The 16,269-nt window shown below is 59.1% G+C and carries 21 protein-coding genes; 11 read left to right on the top strand and 10 right to left on the bottom strand.

Going from position 1 to position 16,269, the window contains the following annotated elements; translation table 11 throughout:
• Nucleotides 1-64: 64 nt before the first annotated feature.
• Genes SFU85_05085 through SFU85_05070 form a run of 4 tightly spaced genes read right to left on the bottom strand, consistent with a single transcriptional unit; the run spans nucleotide 65 to nucleotide 2,841 of the window.
• The gene (locus SFU85_05085) at nucleotides 65-886 is read right to left on the bottom strand and encodes an MlaD family protein (GenBank protein ID MDX6766143.1); all 822 of its coding nucleotides are present in this window, start codon (nucleotides 884-886) and stop codon (nucleotides 65-67) included.
• A 19-nt stretch (nucleotides 887-905) separates the two neighbouring features.
• Nucleotides 906-1,730 carry an ABC transporter ATP-binding protein gene (locus SFU85_05080; protein MDX6766142.1) on the bottom strand — a complete coding sequence of 275 codons (825 nt, stop codon included), beginning with the start codon at nucleotides 1,728-1,730 and terminating at the stop codon, nucleotides 906-908.
• Nucleotides 1,731-1,742: 12 nt separating this feature from the next.
• Nucleotides 1,743-2,480 carry an ABC transporter permease gene (locus tag SFU85_05075; protein ID MDX6766141.1) on the bottom strand — a complete coding sequence of 246 codons (738 nt, stop codon included), beginning with the start codon at nucleotides 2,478-2,480 and terminating at the stop codon, nucleotides 1,743-1,745.
• A 19-nt stretch (nucleotides 2,481-2,499) separates the two neighbouring features.
• Nucleotides 2,500-2,841, bottom strand: a complete 342-nt coding sequence (locus SFU85_05070) for an STAS domain-containing protein (GenBank protein MDX6766140.1) — start codon at nucleotides 2,839-2,841, stop codon at nucleotides 2,500-2,502.
• A gap of 84 nt (nucleotides 2,842-2,925) precedes the next feature.
• On the opposite strand from SFU85_05070, the gene SFU85_05065 reads away from it, so the two are divergent.
• The 6 genes from SFU85_05065 to proB all read left to right on the top strand — a co-directional run bounded on the left by SFU85_05065 (nucleotide 2,926) and on the right by proB (nucleotide 6,481).
• Complete coding sequence (locus SFU85_05065; protein ID MDX6766139.1) at nucleotides 2,926-3,399, top strand: cyclic nucleotide-binding domain-containing protein; 474 nt, start codon at nucleotides 2,926-2,928, stop codon at nucleotides 3,397-3,399.
• Nucleotides 3,396-4,556: an AI-2E family transporter gene (locus SFU85_05060; protein MDX6766138.1), complete on the top strand. Its 1,161-nt coding sequence runs from the start codon at nucleotides 3,396-3,398 to the stop codon at nucleotides 4,554-4,556. Before SFU85_05065 ends, SFU85_05060 begins: the two co-directional genes overlap by 4 nt.
• A 69-nt stretch (nucleotides 4,557-4,625) precedes the next feature.
• Nucleotides 4,626-4,931 carry a DUF883 domain-containing protein gene (locus tag SFU85_05055; GenBank protein MDX6766137.1) on the top strand — a complete coding sequence of 102 codons (306 nt, stop codon included), beginning with the start codon at nucleotides 4,626-4,628 and terminating at the stop codon, nucleotides 4,929-4,931.
• Nucleotides 4,932-4,939: 8 nt separating this feature from the next.
• A complete protein-coding gene (locus SFU85_05050) occupies nucleotides 4,940-5,329 on the top strand; it encodes a phage holin family protein (protein MDX6766136.1) in 390 nt (129 codons plus the stop codon).
• Nucleotides 5,314-5,616, top strand: coding sequence for a hypothetical protein (locus tag SFU85_05045; GenBank protein MDX6766135.1), 303 nt, complete (start codon nucleotides 5,314-5,316; stop codon nucleotides 5,614-5,616). Before SFU85_05050 ends, SFU85_05045 begins: the two co-directional genes overlap by 16 nt.
• A 79-nt stretch (nucleotides 5,617-5,695) precedes the next feature.
• Entirely contained in the window at nucleotides 5,696-6,481 is a 786-nt protein-coding gene (gene proB, locus SFU85_05040; protein MDX6766134.1) for a glutamate 5-kinase, read from the top strand.
• Between the two features lie 93 nt (nucleotides 6,482-6,574).
• Here the strand turns inward: proB and SFU85_05035 are convergent, their stop codons facing one another.
• The 3 genes from SFU85_05035 to SFU85_05025 form a co-directional block, all read right to left on the bottom strand.
• A complete protein-coding gene (locus SFU85_05035) occupies nucleotides 6,575-6,754 on the bottom strand; it encodes a hypothetical protein (protein MDX6766133.1) in 180 nt (59 codons plus the stop codon).
• Nucleotides 6,755-6,769: 15 nt separating this feature from the next.
• Nucleotides 6,770-7,603: a hypothetical protein gene (locus tag SFU85_05030; protein ID MDX6766132.1), complete on the bottom strand. Its 834-nt coding sequence runs from the start codon at nucleotides 7,601-7,603 to the stop codon at nucleotides 6,770-6,772.
• Between the two features lie 81 nt (nucleotides 7,604-7,684).
• Complete coding sequence (locus SFU85_05025; protein MDX6766131.1) at nucleotides 7,685-8,134, bottom strand: NYN domain-containing protein; 450 nt, start codon at nucleotides 8,132-8,134, stop codon at nucleotides 7,685-7,687.
• A 47-nt stretch (nucleotides 8,135-8,181) separates the two neighbouring features.
• Between SFU85_05025 and SFU85_05020 the strand changes: the two genes are divergently transcribed.
• Nucleotides 8,182-8,619, top strand: a complete 438-nt coding sequence (locus tag SFU85_05020; GenBank protein MDX6766130.1) for a metallophosphoesterase family protein — start codon at nucleotides 8,182-8,184, stop codon at nucleotides 8,617-8,619.
• 154 nt (nucleotides 8,620-8,773) lie between these two features.
• On the opposite strand, the gene mgtE is transcribed toward SFU85_05020, so the two are convergent.
• Nucleotides 8,774-10,075: a magnesium transporter gene (gene mgtE, locus SFU85_05015; protein ID MDX6766129.1), complete on the bottom strand. Its 1,302-nt coding sequence runs from the start codon at nucleotides 10,073-10,075 to the stop codon at nucleotides 8,774-8,776.
• An 89-nt stretch (nucleotides 10,076-10,164) separates the two neighbouring features.
• Between mgtE and yacG the strand changes: the two genes are divergently transcribed.
• Nucleotides 10,165-10,365, top strand: a complete 201-nt coding sequence (yacG, locus tag SFU85_05010; GenBank protein ID MDX6766128.1) for a DNA gyrase inhibitor YacG — start codon at nucleotides 10,165-10,167, stop codon at nucleotides 10,363-10,365.
• 44 nt (nucleotides 10,366-10,409) lie between these two features.
• Here yacG and SFU85_05005 read toward each other — a convergent pair whose 3' ends face one another.
• A complete protein-coding gene (locus SFU85_05005; GenBank protein ID MDX6766127.1) occupies nucleotides 10,410-11,204 on the bottom strand; it encodes a M48 family metallopeptidase in 795 nt (264 codons plus the stop codon).
• A 435-nt stretch (nucleotides 11,205-11,639) separates the two neighbouring features.
• On the bottom strand, nucleotides 11,640-12,728 hold the full coding sequence (locus tag SFU85_05000; GenBank protein ID MDX6766126.1) for a LacI family DNA-binding transcriptional regulator: 1,089 nt from the start codon (nucleotides 12,726-12,728) through the stop codon (nucleotides 11,640-11,642).
• A 121-nt stretch (nucleotides 12,729-12,849) separates the two neighbouring features.
• Between SFU85_05000 and SFU85_04995 the strand changes: the two genes are divergently transcribed.
• The 3 genes from SFU85_04995 to SFU85_04985 are packed head-to-tail and all read left to right on the top strand — an operon-like array spanning nucleotide 12,850 to nucleotide 16,240.
• Nucleotides 12,850-13,362: a hypothetical protein gene (locus tag SFU85_04995; protein MDX6766125.1), complete on the top strand. Its 513-nt coding sequence runs from the start codon at nucleotides 12,850-12,852 to the stop codon at nucleotides 13,360-13,362.
• Complete coding sequence (locus tag SFU85_04990) at nucleotides 13,359-14,789, top strand: hypothetical protein (GenBank protein MDX6766124.1); 1,431 nt, start codon at nucleotides 13,359-13,361, stop codon at nucleotides 14,787-14,789. Before SFU85_04995 ends, SFU85_04990 begins: the two co-directional genes overlap by 4 nt.
• Nucleotides 14,786-16,240 (top strand): MFS transporter, encoded by a 1,455-nt coding sequence (locus tag SFU85_04985; protein MDX6766123.1) that lies wholly within the window; start codon nucleotides 14,786-14,788, stop codon nucleotides 16,238-16,240. Before SFU85_04990 ends, SFU85_04985 begins: the two co-directional genes overlap by 4 nt.
• Nucleotides 16,241-16,269: the final 29 nt, after the last annotated feature.

Raw genomic sequence — 16,269 nt, 5'->3', positions numbered from 1 at the left:
GTCGGCACCCTCTTGGCGGAAGAAGGACGGGAGGCATCCGTTTCGCACGAACGTGCGTTCCTGCTCACTTCTTGGGTGGCGGGACCGGGAGGGGCTTGTCACTGGCTAGGATTTCCTGTTCAGAGGGAAGGGGGGGGGTTTCGCCGCCCCAGAAGACGCGCCAGGGTTTCTGGCCGATGGTGCCGGTCAGGGCCTTGGCGTAGGTGGAAACCACCTTGAGGTTTTGCAGGACCACGTTGAGGTCGCCCAGGGTCTGGTCGATTTTGCCGTTGTTCTTTTCCGTCAACTCATTGAGGCGCTCGATGAGTTCGTCGGCGTTTGCCGAGAGGTTCTGGGCGTTGGCGAGGAGGGCGTTGACTTTTTCCGGGAGGTCGGGGTTCTTGGCTTTGACCGAGGTGACGATGGAGTTCAACTCGGTGAGCATGTCCAAGCCTTCGCGGGTCAGGTCGTCGAAGGTGGCCACCTTGCGGGCGGTGATGGGCTGGCCATCGGCGAGCAGCGCCGCAGAGGCGGTGCCGGGAGTGAGGTCGAGGAATTTTTCAGCCAGGATGGTGTCCGAGGTGATGGCGGCCTCGGAATCGGTCTTGAGGGCGGGCATGGGGCGGTCGATTTCGGCGATGATCCGCACGGCCAGATCGGGGTGGGTGCGACGGTCCCAGTCCAGGGGTTCGATGGAGAGGATCTTGCCGACTTCGGCTCCGGCGTAACGGACTTCCGAGTTGACGCGCAGGCCGGTGACCGAGGGGAGGTCGATGGCCACGGTGCGGCCGGGCTTTTTGCCGAAACTGAAACCGGTCAGGGCCATGGACATGGCCGCGAGCAGGAGAAGGCTGCAGCCGATGACCGTGAGGGCGATGAGGAAATCGGAGGTGTTTTTGAGTTTCATAGGTTGTTGTGTTGCGGGTTCAGCCGAGGAGCCTCTTGATATAGTCGTCCTTGGAGAGTTTCAAGGGAATTGGGCCGTCGGCCTCGCCACGGATGAACTGTTGCAACATGGGGTTGGGGTGGTTGCGTATTTCTTCCGGAGTTCCCTCGGCGATGATTTTGCCCTGCCAGGGTCCGGTGCCGAGCATGATCATGCGGGTGCCGATACGGAAAGCGCTGGTCATGTCATGGGTGACCACAACCGCGGTCATGCCGAGGTTCTTGGTCAAGTCCTCGGTGAGTTTGTCGACGACCGCGGTCATGACCGGGTCGAGGCCGGAGGTGGGTTCGTCGGAAAAGAGCAATTCGGGATCGAGGGCGACGGCGCGGGCCAGGCCGACGCGCTTGCGCATGCCGCCGGAGATTTCGGCGGGTTTGAGGTTTTCAAATCCGGTGAGTCCCACCAGTTCCAGTTTCATCTTCACGACCAGGTCGATGATGCCGGGGTCGACGGTGCTGTGTTCGAGCAGGGGAAGGGCGACGTTTTCACCCACGGTGAGGGACTGCAGAAGGGCGCCGAATTGGAAATTCATGCCGAAGCGTCGGCGGATTTCGTCGAGTTCGGGGTCGGTCATGGTGGTGACTTCGCGGCCGAAGATTTTGACCGAGCCCGAGGTGGGTTTCATGGAGCCGATCATATGGCGCAGGAGGGTGCTCTTGCCGCAACCGGAGCCGCCCATGATGATCATGGTTTCGCCGCGGTGGATTTTGAAGCTGATGCCATTGAGCACCCTGCGGCCGTTGAATTCCCGGACGAGGTCGGTGACCTCGATGACAGGTTCGGAGTTGTCGGCGAAACGGCTCATGGAAACGGGAGGTTAGAGGAAGAAGAACGCGCCGGTGAGGAGGGCGTTGGCGATGAGGATGGCGAGGAGGGAATAGACGACGGAGAAAGTGGTGTGGCGGCCGACGCCCTCGGCCCCGCCCTTGACGGTCATGCCGTAGTGGCAGGCAATGGTGATGATGAGGACGGCGAAGACGAAGCTCTTGGCCATGCCGCTGTAAAGATCGATGAATTCCGCGCGGGCGCACCCGCGGATGATGTACGTGGCCGTGTCCATGCCGAGGGTGTAGTGGCAGATGAACCAGCCGCCGAACATGCCGACGTAGTTCCCGAAGATGGTGAGTACCGGGAGCATGATGACCATGGCGAGGAAGCGGGGGATGACGAGGAAACGAACCGGGTTGATGGCCATGACCTCGAGGGCCTCGATTTCCTCCGACACGACCATGGTGCCGAGTTCGGCCGTGACGGCCGAACCGCTGCGGCCGACAACGATGACCGCGATGAGGAGGGGGCCGAGTTCGCGCAGAAGAGAAACGACGACGAGGTCGGGGACATAGGCATCGGCGCCGAGGCGTCCCATTTCCCGGGCGGCCTGCATGGCCAGGGTGAGGCCGACGCTGAAGGCGGTGAGGCTGGCCATCGGCAGGGCCTGGACGCCGATGCGGACGATCTGGTGGAAGGTTTCCGGGATGCTGAAAAAACGGCCGCGCCAGGGCGCGACGAAGAGCCAATAGAGGATGGAGGCCCCGAGTTGGAAGTATTCCTTCAAGGCCTTGGTCCGGAATGCCTCAGGCGCCGCCGAGGGATTTCTTGGCCTCGTCGAGGGTGGGGAAGATGGGGAAGACCTCGCTGAGGCGGACGAGATCGAAAACGCTGCGCACCCGGTTGGACATGGCCGCTAGGGCCACTTTGCCGGAGAACTGGCGTGCCCCCTGATAGTATTCGACGAAGGTGGCCAGTCCGGAGGAGTCGATGTAGTTGACGTGGGTGAAATCAACCACCAGCGCGGGGCACTTCGATTTGATCTTTGCGCGCAGCAGGTCGCGCAGTTTGGGGGAGTGTTGGAGGTCGATGTCCCCTTTGAGATTGAGGATGACGAGGGCTCCTTCTGCGACTTCGGCCAATTCCATTTGAAGTCGATAGCATTTCCTTGAGGCAGCGTAAAAGCTTTTTCGGCGTTGCTTTCCGGACGAGGGAAGGGCTTTACTACGCGTATGGGACTTTTCCAGCGCAACGGGGCCAAGCTCACCCCTTATCTGCAATTGCTCAAGGGCATCCCGCTTTTTTCTAAATTGACCAATCAGGAATTCATCATCCTTTCCCAGATCATCCATGAGCGGACCTACCTCAAGGGCGAGGTCATCTTTGAGGAGTGTGACGAGGGGTTGGGGATGTATGTGGTGGTGGAGGGCCGGGTGCAGATCCACCGCAACGCAGACGGGGGCCAGGTCAAGTTGAGCGAGATCGAGCCCGGGGCATTTTTTGGGGAATTGGCCCTGTTGAGCGGAGCCCCTCGATCGGCCACGGCGATTTGTCTGGAACCGACGCGGTTGTTGTTCTTTTTCCGGCCCGAGTTCATGGATGTGCTGGAGACGCATGGAAAGATGGGGTCGAAGTTGAGCATCCAGATCGCCATCCACACGGCAGAGCGCCTGCGTCGTGTGGTTCTGGACCGGGATTTCCTATGAAGAACCCGGTCAGCGGCCGGACTGAGTCGGGTCTGGAGCACCCTGTGGTTTGGGTGGGGGTGCTGGCGTTCACCCTGGCGACATTGTACGCCGCCTACGTCATCTGGTGGATTTCCATCCCGGTGGTCTGCTCGATCGTCCTTTATTATCTTTGTGTGCCTTTCTTGGACCTCATGAAACGGCGGGGAATCACCAACGACCAGGGATTGATGGTGTTGCTTTGTGGGGCCACCGTGTTGGCCCTTTTGGGGGGACTGGTTTTCCTGCCCTTGGCCTATGTAAAAATCGAACAAATGCGCGACCAGATGCCCCAGTATCTGGGTCAGTTCCAGGACCTGATGGACCGCACGCTCAAGCAGATGGAAACGCAGTTCCCTTGGCTGGCCGGGGCGAACTTTGCCCAGGAGGCTGCGGCGCGGATCGCCCTGCTCAAGACCAAGTTGATCGAGGAGCATCTATCCGGGGTGGTGGTGCACCTCTTGACCTGGATTGTTTCGGTCCTCCTCATTCCCTATCTGACGTTCTTTATGCTCAAGGACGGGGGCTCGTTCAAGCGCCTGGTCATGCGCGGGGTCCCCAATGCCTTCTTTGAGAAGATCCTGCTGCTCTTCGAACGCATGGACGCCCAAGTGAAACAGTATTTCCGCGGGTTGATGGCCATGACTTTCCTCGACACCGTGACCTTGGGCACGGGCTTGTGGCTGTTGGGTTTGCCGCACGGCATGTTCCCGTTCGGCCAGGCCTATATGCTTGGTCTGGTGGCAGCGGTGTTTTCCTGGGTTCCCTACGTGGGGTCGATCGTGGGGTGTTTGCTGATTCTGGGCGTGGCCCTGGTCTTCGCCCCGGGCAACTTGGCCCTGGCCTCGGGAGCGCTCCTGCTCTTTGTTTTTGTCCGTCTCCTGGATGATTTCATTTACACCCCGATGACGATCGGGCGTTCGTTGAGCGTACACCCGCTGGTGACGGTGGTGGTTTTATTCTGCGGGGGAATGATCGGTGGGATTCCGGGATTGTTGTTGGCCATGCCCGCGCTCGGGGTGGCGATGGTGCTGGGTGATATTTTTGGACAAGTGTGGTTCGACCCCCGCCTGCGGGCCCGCCACACCCATGCCCGCGCCCTTCGCCAAACGGAAGCCCGCCTCGGCCTGGGCGACTGAATCGCCCGCTTTCCGTCCTTGAAGCTCCCTGCTTGCCAGTGAGGATAGGGGGTGCCATACTGTGGCACTATGAATGAAATCGCCACGAAGGACAAATTGGTCTCCGATGTCAGAGAGGTCATCACCGACGCCGAGCGCCTGCTCCGCGAAACCGCCCATGACCTGAGCGGCAAAGCCAAAGAAGCCCACCAAAAACTTTCCCTCCAGCTCGACACGGCCAAGGAACGCCTGAAGGACTGGGAGGGCGTGGTCAAAGAAAAAGCCATCGAGGGCGCCAAGGAAACCGACCGCGTGATCCGCGAGCATCCCTATGAGTCCATCGGCGTTGCCTTCGGCGTGGGCATCCTCATCGGCATCCTCCTCAACCGGAAATAACCCCGGCCATGTCGGAATCTGAAAGCCGTCCGGCCGGGCTTTGGGCCTCGGCTTCCCGTTTGGTGCACACCCTCCTCGGCGTGGTCGAGGCCCGGGTGGAATTGTTCGCCGTCGAGTGGCAGGAACAGAAGATCCGTCTGGTCGAGATCCTGGTTCTGACCTCGGTGGCGGTTTTCCTCGGTGGTTTGGCGCTGGTCATGTTGACCATCACGGTGCTCTTTGCCTGCTGGTCGGATCCGCAGACGCGGTTGATCGCCATGATTGTCATGACGGCTCTTTACGCCGCCGTGGCCGGCGCGGCCGCCTGGCGCCTCAACCAAGTCCTCAAAAACCTGAGTGTGCCCTTTTCCGAAACCCTTTCCCAGTTCAAGAAGGACCGTTCGTGGCTGGAAAATTGAGCGGATTGGCCGAGCGCAAGGCTTTGTTGGTCGCCCAGTGCGATGCCGCACGGGTGGAGTTTGTCCTGGAAGCCCAAGTGCTGCGTCGCCAGACCCGCTGGGTCGAAACGGGTTACCAAGTGGCCCGTTTCATCGGACCCAAATTGAAACTGCTTTCCCCACTCCTGGGCGTGTGGGCGGCCGGGACCATCTCCCGGGGCCCGCGAATCCTGCAAGTGGCCCACTCCCTCTGGGGTATGGGGCGCCAGGCCTTGCCCTACCTGCGCGGGCTCCGGGCAGGCTCTTGATCAAGTCTCCCCTCCCACCAAACCAGACGCACCGGTTTCGTCTTTTCTCCGAACCTCTCCGGGCTAGCCTCATGTCGTGATGAAAAAGCGGCGGCCTGAATTGTGGGTGGTTAAACTGGGCAGCGGTTTGTTGACCAACAGTCGCGGTGGGACCGACCAGCGGCAGATCGCCGAACTCTGCCGCCAGATCCATGCCCTCCGTGGACGCGGAATCCAGGTGGTCCTCGTTTCTTCCGGGGCCATCAGCGCGGGCATGTCGGCCCTCGGTTTGGACAAACGCCCCAAGGACCGTCCGACCCTGCAGGCCTGTGCCAGCATCGGCCAGCCCCTCCTGATGCGGGCCTATGCTTCCGCGCTTCAGAAGCACGGCATGGTCTGCGCCCAGATCCTCATCACCTCCTGGGACATGGACAGCCGCAAAGTCTACCAGAACGCCCAGAACACCCTCGCCCGCCTCCTCGCCCTCGGTCACTGCCTGCCCATCTTCAACGAAAACGACGCCCTTTCCTTCGAGGAAATCGAGATGCTCAACCGCTTCGGCGACAACGACCGTTTGTCGGGCCACGTCGCTCTTTTGTCGGGCGCGGATCGCTTGGTGATCCTGAGCGGGATCGACGGACTCAACACCAAACCGGATGGCAGCGGCCAATGGGTGCGGCGGGTGCATGAAATCGACGACCGCATCCGCGGCTTTGCCGGAAGCACCTCCAGTGAGCGTTCGGTGGGCGGAATGATTTCCAAGCTGGAAACCGCCCGGATGATGCTCCAATCCGGGGTGCCGATGTGGATCGCCGACGGCCGGATGAAAAACATCCTGCTGGATATTGCCGCCGGCAAACCCCGCGGCACCTGCTTCAAGAAATAGTTTTCAAGAGACGGCCAACGACGCCGGTCGCCTCAATCACATTCTGCGGTCATAGACCGCCGCGACAAGAACTGTGGGGAGAATCGGTTCCGGCTACTGCACCACGCCGCCGAGAACGCCCTTGCCTTCCCAGCTTTGGGGTTTGTTCCAGGGAACGGTGGAATACTTCGACCGGCCTTCTTTCGTCGAATCTTGGGATTCGGTGCTGGCACAGCCGGACAGTCCGGCCACAACGATTACGGAGGCAGCGAGGACGAGGAGGAAACGCTTCATGGATTTCTCTCTAGCCTAAAACAGGACTTTGTCACCCACTTGAATTTCGGTTTTCGTCCACTCGGGGAGGATGTCGGCGATGGCGGTGTTGTTTTCGACCGAGACGGTGCGGATTTTGCCGACCAGCGTGTCCCCGCGATAGACAGTCAGGTCGACTCCTTCAACCAGTTTGTCGTCCTTGCCGACGTCGAGAACGACGAAATTCCAGGCCTTGTTGATGGCCAGAACCTTGCCGCTGAGTTCCAACGGTGCCTTGCTTTCGACCCGCAGGCGGTCGAGTTCCTGGAGACGGTTGACGTCTTTTTGCAGTTGGGCCATGGAGTCCTCGATGATCTTCTTCTCCGCAGTCAGGACCTTGACCTGTTCGTCGCTTTTCTGGAGGTTGGAAAGGATGTCTTCGATGTTCCGGCCACCCAGTTTTTCCGTCAGACTTTTGTAGCTGGATTCCACCTCGCCGAGTTTCTTTTCCGCCTCGGCCATCTTGGCTTTGCTGGACTCGGCTTCCTTCCTGGCCGAAGTGGCTTCGGTGGTCAGTTTCTGGACTTCGGCTTGCGCGGTGGCGAGTTGGGCTGCGGCGTCGGTGGCTTTTTTCTGGGCTTCGACCAATTCTTCCTTGGTCTTGGCGAAGAAGCCGTTGGCCTTCTCGATCGTGGCGGCGGGTTCTTCCGGGGAAAGTTTGAAATCGGCGTTGTATTGGACCGGGGCGGGCGCTTTTTTCAAGGCCTCTTCAACGGCCACCAATTGGCCGGCATACCCCGTTTTTTTACTGGAGACGAGGTACCCAAAAATCGCAGCCGCCACCGAGCAGATAATCGAGATGACGCAAAATACTTTTCCCAAGTTGGACATTATTAACTCCTGTAGGGCCTTTGATAATTAGAGACTTATGACCGATCTTACCAAAATCATTTAAGTGTCAATATTAAGATTCTACCATTTGGCGCGTTTGCGGACTTGCTCAAGGGTCCGGTCAAAGTCCTCCCCGGCCTGCCGGAATTGGTCTTCCAGCCAAAGGGGGCTATGGACGGCTGCCCCGCTGGACTCGACCATCAGGGCCTCGGCATGGTCGGCGGTCACGACATGCACCTGCTGGGGCTTGGGGGCGGAGGCGACGAGGCGCTCGATGATGCTGTCGGCCGTCTGGCCCTCTTTGCTGTAAATCACGGCCATCTTGCCTGCCTCCACCGGGTCGGTCGTCCCCTGGCGACCGTCAAAGACCAGGGTGACCCGCCAGGGGGTGGTGTCGTGCAACCGGGCCAGTTCATCCTGGAGCTGCTGCCGGGCCTTGCGCGTATTCCGGGCATGCAGCAGCCTCAGGTCCTCGCGCTGGAAGATGACGCTGTGGCCATCGACCAACAGGTAACGGGTTTGCTCGGTCATGGCAAAAATTTGCTTTGCCCGGAGCAAAAGTCGAAGCAAAACCATGCATGCGCATCGGCATTCTTTCCGACACCCACGACCACCTCCCCGCATCGGTCCCGGGGTTGTTCGCTGGCGTGGATGAAATCTGGCATTTGGGGGATGTCTGCGACGTGCGGACGATCTACGCACTGCGTGAATTGGGGTGCCCGGTCCGGGTCGTGCGGGGCAACTGCGACAGTTGCACGGATTGGCCGCTGACCCTTGACCTGGAACGCGGCGGGGTCCGATTCCATCTGGTTCACATCCCGCCACGGGAAGCACCTGCGGGCTGCGCTGGCCTGCTGCACGGTCACACGCATGTTCCCAGGGACGAATCGGTTCGTGGGGTGCGGTGGCTGAACCCCGGCTCCGCGGGCAAGCCCAACAAGGGCGCCCCGCCTTCGGTCGCCTTCCTCGAGGTCGAAGAAGGAACCGTACGCAGTTGGAAAGTCGTGCGGCTTTGATGCTATTTCACGGAGCAGGCGACAAAGTGCCTTTTGGGAGGGCGAAGCTCCAGCTGGGCCGCGTCTGGCCGGATGAATTGAAACCGGCTCGGCGCTCCGCCTCGGGCGGATCAACCGCCCGAAGACCCCCTCGCCCGGTCAAGGTGATTGGGTATTACTGGAAGATCCCAGGGTAGTAGACCAGGGCGGCCGTGGCCATCGCGAGGAAAACAAAAAAACCGACCACATCGGTGACGGTCGTGACCAGGATGGACGAGGCCAGGGCGGGATCAATCTTCAAAGCCCGGAGGAGGAAGGGAACGGCCACCCCGGCACCGGCTGCGGCCAGCATGTTGAGCATCATCGAGGCGCAGACGATCGCACCGAGGGCCAGGTTCCCCTGCCACCACCAACAGACCAATCCCACGGCCACCCCCGTCGCCCCGCCCGTCAGCAGGCTGACGAACAACTCCTTGGCCAGCACCCGGAACTTGGCATCCATCCGGATCTGACCCAGGGCCAGCGCGCGCACGACGATGGTCAGGGTCTGCGTGCCGGCGTTGCCGCCCTGCCCCGAGACGATGGGCAGAAAGATGGCCAGCACGGCGTATTTCGAAATAGTGTCAGCGAAAAGTGAGACAATCCAGGCGGCAAAGAACGCGGTCAGCAGGTTGACGAAGAGCCAGATCAGGCGGTTGCGGGTGACCTGCGGCCACGGCGTATCGATGCGTTCCTCCCCGGACAAGCCGCCCATGTGCTGGATGTCCTCGGTCGCCTCCTGCTCCATCACCTGGATCACATCGTCGCTGGTGACGATCCCGCGCAGGCGTCCGAAATCGTCCACCACCGGAAGCGCCAGGTAGTGGTGTTTTTGGAAGAGGGCGGCGATTTGTTCCCGGTCGGCGTGAACCGAAACCACCCGCACCTCGGGATTCATGATGTCGGCCACCCGCGTTTCCGGCGGGCGGAAGATGAGATCGTGGATGCGGAGGATGCCCTTCATTTTTCCCTCGACGTCCGTGACGTAGATGTAGAAGACACTCCGGCTCTCCTCCTCGCGCCGGAACTTCACCGCCTCGATGGCCTGGCCGACGGTCATATCCTCGCGCGCGGTGACGAATTCCTTGCGCATGATGCCGCCCGCCGAGTCTTCCGGGTAGCGCAACAGATCCTGGATGGCGTCGGCGTCTTCCTGGGCCATTTCGCCCATGATCTCGCGCAGTTTTTCCGACGAGACTTTGCCGAGCACGTCTGCGGCCTCATTGCTCATCATTTCGGCGACGATCCCGGAGGACTGGGCCGGACGCATGGCCTCAAAGAGCCGGACCTGGGTGAAGCGCGGCAGCATCGGGATGATTTCCGCCGCCTGCTCGTCGCTCAGCAGTCTCAGCGATTCCTTCACCGCCTCCATGTCGTAGGGGTCGATACGGTCGATCAAATCGCGGAGGTCGTCTTGGGAAACAGGGGAATCGGCCATGGTTATGACATAGCGGCCCTCGGGCCAGAGGTCATTCAAAAATCCACCGGCGCATTGACGACGCTCCCCGGGCGGGTGAAGAATGCCCTATGTCCCGCGATGTCCCCTGTCCAAACTGCCGCAAAAAAGGTCCCTGGATGGAACAGCCCTCCGGCCCCTTCTGCTCCCCCCGTTGCAAAATGGTCGATCTGGGCAAATGGTTCGGCGAGGAACACCGCATCTCCGGCCCGCTCGGTCCGGAGCATATCGAGGAAATGCCGGATACCTACGAGGACAAGGACCCGGGGTAAATCCTCCGTCCGGCCATCCGGGATGGATCAGCCGGATGGTTTGGTCAAGGGGCCTTGCGCCGTTCTTTCATCGCTTCCGGTAGGAGTTGTTGCAACTGGGCGATGCGGTTCTCGTCCGCCGGGTGGGTGCTGAGCCATTCCGGGGGTTTGTTGCCCTGCTTTTCGGAATACGCCTTCATGCGCTGCCAGAAGGCCACCGCCTCCTCCGGGTTGTAACCGGCACGGGCCATGTAGATCAAACCGTAGCGGTCGGCTTCATACTCGTGACTGCGACTGAATGGTAAAATAATTCCCACCGTGGCCCCGACGCCCAGCCCGGACATGATATAGCCGCGCTCCCGGACATCGTTCATGGCCAGGCCGACATCCACCGCCGCGGCCCCCAGTTGCACCGCCATTTGTTGGGAGACACGCTGGCCGCCATGGCGAAGGGTGACGTGGGCGAGTTCGTGCCCGAGCACGGCCGCCAGACCGTCGTCGGTCTGGGTCAGCGGAAGGATGCCTGTGTGGACGCCGATTTTACCTCCGGGCAGGGCGAAGGCGTTGGGGGTGGGATCGTCGAAGACCACCACTTCCCACTTGGCCCCGGGGACATTCACCTGCGGGATGAGGCGCTGGGCCACCCTTTGGACCTGGGCATTGGCCACCGGATCGGCGGAAGTCTTGCCGGATTGCTTGAGTTGATTGAAGGAAGCCGAACCCATCTGCGCTTCCTGTTCAGGGGAGGTGAGGAGGAAGGCGGATTTGCCCGATTCGTCCAGGGTCACACAACTGACCAGAACGCACAGCAGAGAAAAGGCCAACAAGGTGGAAAGCAAAGTGGAAAGCTGACGTTTCATGAAGAATCAGATACCGCAAAAAAGGACGTAGGCCAATCGGACTTTTCGCTTCCTTGGCCGGACGGCAGGCAAAAATGGCAAAACGCTATGAAGGTTAAGAGTTGGATCTGTTTTCCGATCGTTCCCATTTTGGGGTAGTCGTCCAATAAAGAAGTCAGAATATATTCTCATGTAAAAAAATGAAAATGGGAACAACGGAAGTAATCGTTTAAACCTCTACGGTCCGGTAAGGCTCGGTAATACAGGTCTTGAATGCCAAAACTTTTCCATTTCAAGCAAACTTCCTTCCTATGGCCGAATGCCCAAGTGCGTTGTATTCGCAAGACCCTTTCATCCCTGCCCGAACTGCAATAGTCTGCTAGTTGTTCAGAGTTTCAGAGGATGTATTGCGGGGAAGGGCCTCTGAGAGCTTGAGACGCATAGGGAAACCTGCGGTTAGAATTTGGATTTTTGTTTATTTCCGGACAATCGGGGGTAGACGGGGGGCTTTTTGGTGATGGTTGGTCCGTTGACCCACACGCCTTTGACCGAAGTGGTGAGAGGACTGAGGGGCAGTCCCACTTCGTTGCGTTCGATTTGGGTAACCAACTGGCTGACCATGACCCGCCCCATCAGGTTACTGCATTGATCAAAGCCGGCGCAAACCCCTTCAAACTTGTCGCTCCAATCCAGAAGGGCAAAACCCAGGTCATCAGGCATGGAAATCCCTGCTTCACGAAGCCAATGGAATGCCTCGATGTGCGGGCTGAGGATTGCGTCCGGCTTCTCCTTTCGTATCCAGCGGATGAAATTCGTCTTCGTCCACTCGTCTGGAATCAGGAGGGGCGCGGCCTGGCAATCTATGGGAACACGGGAATGGCTCAGAAAACCTCCGGTCCAGCGGCGATCCACACGGTCGTCATTGAATTTATTGACGGCCAAGCCGATACGTTTGTATCCCAGCCGACGCAGTTCCCGTAACGAAGTGGCCACCACGTGTTCGTAATTGGCGGTGACCCGCGAAATGTCGGGCCGCCAAAGAGAGTAACCTGCGGCAATCATGGCATAGCGGTCAAAGGTCAGGGTTGCATGCGCCCTGGTTTGTGGGGTGGGGGCAAAAATCAAACCCCGGATACTCCGGTGGTGGAGTATGGAATCCAGTCGGCGGAGCGTGATCTTTTCTTTTCCCACTAGGAAATCTTCCACCCGGTAACCCAATTCACGCGCCCGTTCCTCGGTACCCTTGACCAACCGTTCCACAAAAGGATAGCGAAAGAGTTCCCGCCGACTCTCCTGGAAGATGATCAGTGCGATCACTTCATGGTCTGGCGGGGCACGTCGGGCCTTGAGGTGGGTCATCAGTGCGGAGACGTAGGGGTTGGGGCGGTACCCCAGTTTTTCTGCCGCTTGGCGAACCCGCTGGCGGGTGTCGGCCCCGATGGAAGGGTGCCCTCTTAGGGCGCGGGATACGCCCGATCGGGAGAGCCCAAGGTGGTCGGCAATCCCTTGAAGGGTGATTTTTGTGGCGTCGTGGGTATCGCCCATGAACCGACAAGGTGCCCGAATCGATCTTTCTGTCAACGAATTGATCTGACCGCCACTTGCCCCGGGCTGCCTCAACCGCTACTAATAAAAGTCTTCGAACCAATCAATGCACTCGATGCTTATGAAACACTCTTTTTTTTCTTTTTTGATCGTGGCCGGTTTTCTGACCCAGTGTCTGGCTGTTGAGCCGGTTCGGCTGGAGGCCGAAAGCAAACCCTACAACGGTGATGTGCAGGTTCTGGCTGAAGAGGGTGCTTCCGGTGGGAGTTACCTCAGCACGCAAAAGCCCTACGGCCCGCTTCTGATTGCGGATGTTCCAGAGGGAATTCTTCCCGTGACTGTCTGGGTCAGAGCGCGCGGACACGCTGTCTGTCTCAAGGCGCTGGCAGAGGACAAGACACAAAAAGAGCTCAAGTGGGTCTTCCAAATGCCACCCCAATGGACTTGGAGGTCCTTTGGCACCTATGACCGCTCACAGATCGGTAAACGCGTTTTGATCATTCGCAGCGACAAGGGCACCGAGGATGCCGGACTAGACGTGCTGATTTTTTCGGAGGATCCCGCCTATGATCCCAATCAAGCCTCCCCTGAAGTTCCCACAACGCCCGCCCCTTTGCCCGGATCGATGCCATGAGTGGCATTCCCCTCGCGGGCCTAGCCCTGTGCGTTTACTTCTGTTATTCCAACTTGTATGGCCAAGGTCGTCCCGGTGAGGCCAATCAAGACACGGCGGTGCTGGAATCAACCCCGTCCGCAACGGCCGAGGATCTGGCTAATGAACCCACTCGGGTGAAGGTCGACTGGTCTCAGGCCACCGGTGCGTCCTCGACCAGGTCATTTTCGGTTGCCCTTTTTTCCGCATTCAATCCGGAAGAGGCCGCCAAACCGGCCTACCTAGAAAATCTCAGGTACATGGGCTTGGGAATCTTCCGATTGCACCACGCCGGATTGATGGCGGACTCCAAAGTCAAACCGAATGGCTGGATAGATCTGGCGAACCGCGCTTGGGATCGGGACAAGATCCAACGCGCTCTGACCGCACTGGATTCACTGCCCGGCGAACGCATCATCAACATTTCCGAATGGCCGGAATGGATGGATGCCAACAAGGACCGGTTTCTGGACGAGGACCAGAAAGCCGCCTTTGCCAGACTCTGTGCGGATTTGGTTCAAATCATCAATGTGGAACAGAAGCGCGGCTTCAGTTTCGAAATCACCAATGAGCTAGATGGTTTGTACTGGCTCAACCTCCGTAAGAAGGGACAGCCGGACCGGCTGGAGGAACTGGCCGCCATTTACAACGCCTGTGCCGCGGCGATGCGCGAGGTTGATCCCCTTGTCCGTTTGGGCGGCCCTGCCCTGACCCGTCCGGACTCCCTCGAGGACATCCGCAGATTTGTCCGGCTCACCAAGGGCCATTTGGATTTTCTCTCCTTCCACATGTATGCCAGCGGCTCCATGCAGGATGCCGACCGGGCGGTTTTTGCCAAAACCGACACCATGGCCCGGCATGTCAAGGAGTTGGCGGACTTGGTCGCGGCAGAAAGCCCGGAAAGGAAGATCGAACTCCACTGCAACGAATTCAATATCAGCTGGACTTGGAAGACCCGCGACCAGCGCATGACAAACATTAAAGGCGCGGTTTTCGATGCCCTCGCCCTCATCGCCATGAAACAGGCCGGTCTGGATGTGGCCTGTGCTTGGAATGAACGGGATGGGGTTTATGGAAAAATGGATGACCAAGAAAAGCTGCGTCCCCCGGCCCATGTCTATCATTTCATGAACAGTCTAATGATCGGAACGCTTCACCCGACAGTGGCTTCGCGTCCGGCACGGGTGCGTGCCATGGCGGCCTCTGCGGGTAAGCGAGCCACACTGATGCTGGTCAATTGGAGCGCCGATCCACAAAAAACGGATCTCTCCGGTGCTCTGCCTGAATCGGTGACGGAGCTGCAACGGGTGGATTTATGTGGTGAGACACCCGTCGTTTCGCTTTGGAACAAGACCAGGGAAATCACCCTCCCCGGGCTCTCGGTCACTTGGCTGAGTTTCGACCGATGACCACCAATCCTTCCCCAAATCATATCCGTGCGAAGCCGGTCATCGCGGACGGCGACCGTGTTCCGGTGATCCAGAAGGTGGCCTATGGCTTGGGTGGGATGACGGAGAATCTTTCCAATCAGTTTCTCAAGCAAATGTATGTTCCGGTTTACAACATTGGCCTGGGCATCAGCCCGGCCATCATCGGGTCCATTCTGGTGGTGTTCCGGCTTTGGGACGCTCTTAACGACCCCATCATGGGTATGATTTCCGACAACACCCGTTCGCGCTGGGGCCGTCGTCGTCCCTACATCGTGATCGGGGCCATGCTCACCGGTCTGGTCATGCCCTTTATGTGGCTCGCCTCGCCCTCATGGACCCAGCCGGTGATCATTGGCTACATGATCTGTGTCGGTCTGGTCTTCTACACCTGCTTCACCATCTGGGGTATGCCCTACTACAGCCTTGGTATGGAAATGACACCCGACTACAACGAGCGCACCCGGGTGGTGGCCTACCGGGCCATCTTTGCCAAATTCGTGGGCCTTTTTGCTGGTTGGCTGCCGGCCCTGGCCACGCTTCCCGTTTTTGCCAATCCAAAAACCGGTGAACCCGACATGGCCAGCGGTATGCGGGTCTTGGGTTTTATCATGGGCGGGATCATCTTGGCCTTCGGGGCCCTTCCCGGGTTGGTGGTGAAGGAACGATATTACACCGCCGATGTGGTGAAGCAGCCGAAGGTGAAGCTCATCAAGAGCATCCGAACCACCTTGCGTTGCCAACCTTTCCAAATCCTCATCGCCATTGTCCTCTTGCAGACTTTCGGCAGCGGCATTGTCGGCGGTCTCGGATTTTACCTCAACATTTACTATGTCCACCACGGTGACCTCGCCGCCGCCTCTGTCATCCAAGGATTGATAGGGACTGCCATGTTCGTTCCCGGACTGCTCAGCGTTCCCCTGTGGACCTGGGTGAGCGAAAAAGTCGGAAAAACCAGGGCGCTGGTCCTCACGATTCTTTGTGGATTCATCGGCAACTTCCTTACCTACTTCTGCGTGACTCCGGTCAACCCCTATCTCCAACTCGTCCCCGCGGTGTTCATGTCGGCTTTTGGCTTCGCGCTCTGGATGTTGATTCCGTCCATGCAAGCCGATGTGGCGGATTATGACGAGCTCACCAGTCACCAGCGAAGGGAGGGCAGCTTCTCTGCGGTTTTCTCTTGGATGACCAAGATGTCGGGAACGCTCACCAGCGGACTCTCCGGATTCATCCTCGTTTGGTGTGGATTCGACGTCGTGCGATTCGGAAAATCCCAGCCCCCGGAAGTTCTCCAATCCATGCTGCACTGGTACGTCTTCCTCCCAATGATCTTCTGGATTTTTGCTTTGTCCCTGATTCCGTTTTACAAACTCAGCCGCGAGCGCATGGCCGCCATCCGCACGGAACTTGAAGCCCAAAGGGGTGTCATCTGAGTGGATGAGGTGTCGAGTCAACGAGTTGA

The organism is Candidatus Methylacidiphilales bacterium, from assembly GCA_033875315.1.
Lineage (GTDB): Bacteria > Verrucomicrobiota > Verrucomicrobiia > Methylacidiphilales > CAZTYG01 > JANRJG01.
This window is presented reverse-complemented; position numbering and strand designations above follow the sequence as displayed.